The following is a 2,727-nucleotide window of genomic DNA, read 5'->3' as shown; positions in this document are numbered from 1 at the left end:
TCGACGCGCTCGACACCACCACACGCCAGGAACAGGAGTAGGATACCGGCCAACAGGGGCCGCGACGACAACGCCACGGCAAACACAAAAGGCGACCCCTTCATACACCAACCCAAGGGACATCATCACACAACACAGCATCCCGGCGCGGTATAAGCCCCCTACGACCGCACAACTACTCACTTTGTGAGCCAATCCTCACACAACAGCTACCAGACCACCCAAATCAACGTCCCAAAACAGCTATACCACCCACTGTGTGAGCGAATCCTCACACAACGGGTACACGCACCACAAAAACAGCAGATCTCCGCTTCCCAACCACCCGGTTTGTGAGCCAATCCTCACAAACCCAGCACCAGGGCGGCCAACACAGTGGATTCCGGCATCCCAAACCACCCACTTTGTGAGCGAATCCTCACAAACCGGGCACACAAGCCGGCAAAACAGCAGATTCCAACTCCCCCAACCACGCACTTTGTGAGCCAATCCTCACACACCGCGTCATCCGCACCTGCCAGCCTGCTGATTCTGGGCATCCAACCACCTGATTTGTGAGTCAATCCTCACACAACGGGGGACAGACCTGGCTCCTCGTATCGTGTCCATCCGAATCAACCGCGCTCTTGCCAACGCCGGTCACAACCAGCCCCTCGCCGCACACCCAACCAATCCAACCGCGGATTGGCTGGGTCAGAAAATCGCGGATTGGATCGATTCCGTAATGGATTTCAAACAATCAGCCCGCCATAATGATGCGTAATCACTCATGACGGGCGAGAAAACCGCAGAAAATCGCGGATTCGCAACGCGAACACGCACGCGGCAAACATCCCACCCGCTCGTCCGAATCGGAAAGGATTGACATGGCCGAAGAAAATCGCGCGGAACTCAACAGGAACCTCGCCCAGATGCTCAAAGGCGGCGTCATCATGGACGTCACCACCCCGGAACAGGCGAAAATCGCCCAGGATGCCGGCGCGTGCGCGGTTATGGCACTCGAACGCATCCCCGCAGACATCCGCGCGGCAGGCGGCGTCTCCCGCATGAGCGACCCGGCCATGATCAAAGGCATTCAGGAGGCCGTCACCATCCCGGTGATGGCGAAGGTGCGCATCGGGCATATCGCCGAGGCGCGCATCCTGCAAGCCATCGATATCGACTACATCGACGAGTCCGAGGTGCTCTCCCCCGCCGATGACGTGTACCACATCGACAAAACCCAGTTCAAAGTGCCGTTCGTATGCGGTGCGAAGAACCTGGGCGAGGCGCTGCGCCGCATCGCCGAAGGCGCCGCGATGATCCGCACCAAAGGCGAGCCCGGCACCGGCGACGTCATCCAGGCCGTGCGTCACATGCGCACGATGAATCGCCAAATCCATGAACTGCAGGCACTGCGCGACGACGAAATCTTCGAAGCCGCCAAGAAGCTCGAAGTCCCTTACGATCTTGCCAAGTACGTGCACGATAACGGCCGTCTGCCCGTCGTGAACTTCGCCGCCGGCGGCGTGGCGACCCCGGCCGATGCAGCGCTCATGATGGAGCTGGGTGCTGAAGGCGTGTTCGTCGGCTCCGGCATCTTCAAGTCCGGCGACCCGGCCAAGCGCGCCGCCGCCATCGTGCAGGCGACCGCCAACTGGCAGGACGCGGACCTGCTCGCCCGCCTGAGCGAAAACCTGGGCGAGGCCATGGTCGGCATCAACGAGGACGAAATCAAGACCATCATGGCTGCTCGCGGAGAGTGATCCGGGCGTAGCGCAGTCCGACGCCGAGCGCTTCGCATGTCCGCCCCGCCCGCAAACCAGGTGAGACATGGGCGGGGCGCAACAGCGGCGTGACAGGATGCGCGCTCAGAGACACAGACTAGGGCACAAAAGAGAGGAGGATCCTATGGTTGTAGCGGTTCAATACATCGAGAAGGAGCAAGGCGGCGACCAGACGCATGACGTCACCGGCATTCTCGCCGTCCAGGGGGCATTCGCCGAACACGCGGCGACCCTTGACAAACTGGGCGCATCTTGGCGTCTGCTCAGGGCTGCGGAGGATTTCGACGAGTCCATCAGCCGCGTAATCCTGCCCGGCGGAGAAAGCACCACGCAAGGCAAACTGCTGCATTCGACCGGATTGTTTGACCCGATCAAACGGCATATCGACGCAGGCAAGCCGGTGCTCGGAACATGCGCGGGCATGATTCTGCTCGCCAGCAAACTCGACAACGATGACAATGTCTACTTCGGCGAGCTTGACGCGGTTGTGCATCGCAATGCGTACGGGCGGCAGCTGGGCAGTTTCCAGACGGTCGGCTCGTTCGGCGACATCCATGATTTGCCGCTCGTGTTCATCCGCGGGCCGTACGTCGCGCAGGTAGGGCCGAAAGCCACCGTCGAGACGGAAGTGGACGGGCATGTGGTCGGTTTGCGGCAGGGCAACATTCTCGCCACCGCGTTCCATCCGGAACTCACCGACGATACGCGCGTGCACGAACTGTTCCTGTCACTGTAAAGTTGCGGGGGCACAGGACGCGGCGAATACGCGGTAGAGCAGGCCCGGTGTGTCGTCGTGAATCGTGCATTGCCGGGTTGGATAGGCGCATGCACGCCCATTACATTGGTTAGTGGGTCCCGCGCCGCGGGGCCCGGTCGCCGAGTGTGGTATGGCCGAATCGCCCTGTCGTTCATGATCCGGGGAGTGTTGCCGCCGCACGCGGGACGCCCCCGACCGCTGATA

2 protein-coding genes are annotated in these 2,727 nt (G+C 61.2%); both read left to right on the top strand.

The window, feature by feature from the left end; all coding sequences use genetic code 11:
• Positions 1 to 866 precede the first annotated feature (866 nt).
• Positions 867 to 1,745 (top strand): pyridoxal 5'-phosphate synthase lyase subunit PdxS, encoded by an 879-nt coding sequence (gene pdxS / locus DSM100238_RS09130; protein WP_015449602.1) that lies wholly within the window; start codon positions 867 to 869, stop codon positions 1,743 to 1,745.
• A gap of 145 nt (positions 1,746 to 1,890) precedes the next feature.
• The gene (gene pdxT, locus DSM100238_RS09125; protein WP_152356348.1) at positions 1,891 to 2,502 is read left to right on the top strand and encodes a pyridoxal 5'-phosphate synthase glutaminase subunit PdxT; all 612 of its coding nucleotides are present in this window, start codon (positions 1,891 to 1,893) and stop codon (positions 2,500 to 2,502) included.
• Positions 2,503 to 2,727 lie beyond the last annotated feature (225 nt).

The organism is Bifidobacterium apri, from assembly GCF_009299485.1.
Classification (GTDB): Bacteria; Actinomycetota; Actinomycetes; order Actinomycetales; family Bifidobacteriaceae; genus Bifidobacterium; species Bifidobacterium apri.
The sequence above is the reverse complement of the archived record's forward strand: the minus strand, read 5'-3'. Positions and strand labels throughout refer to the sequence as shown.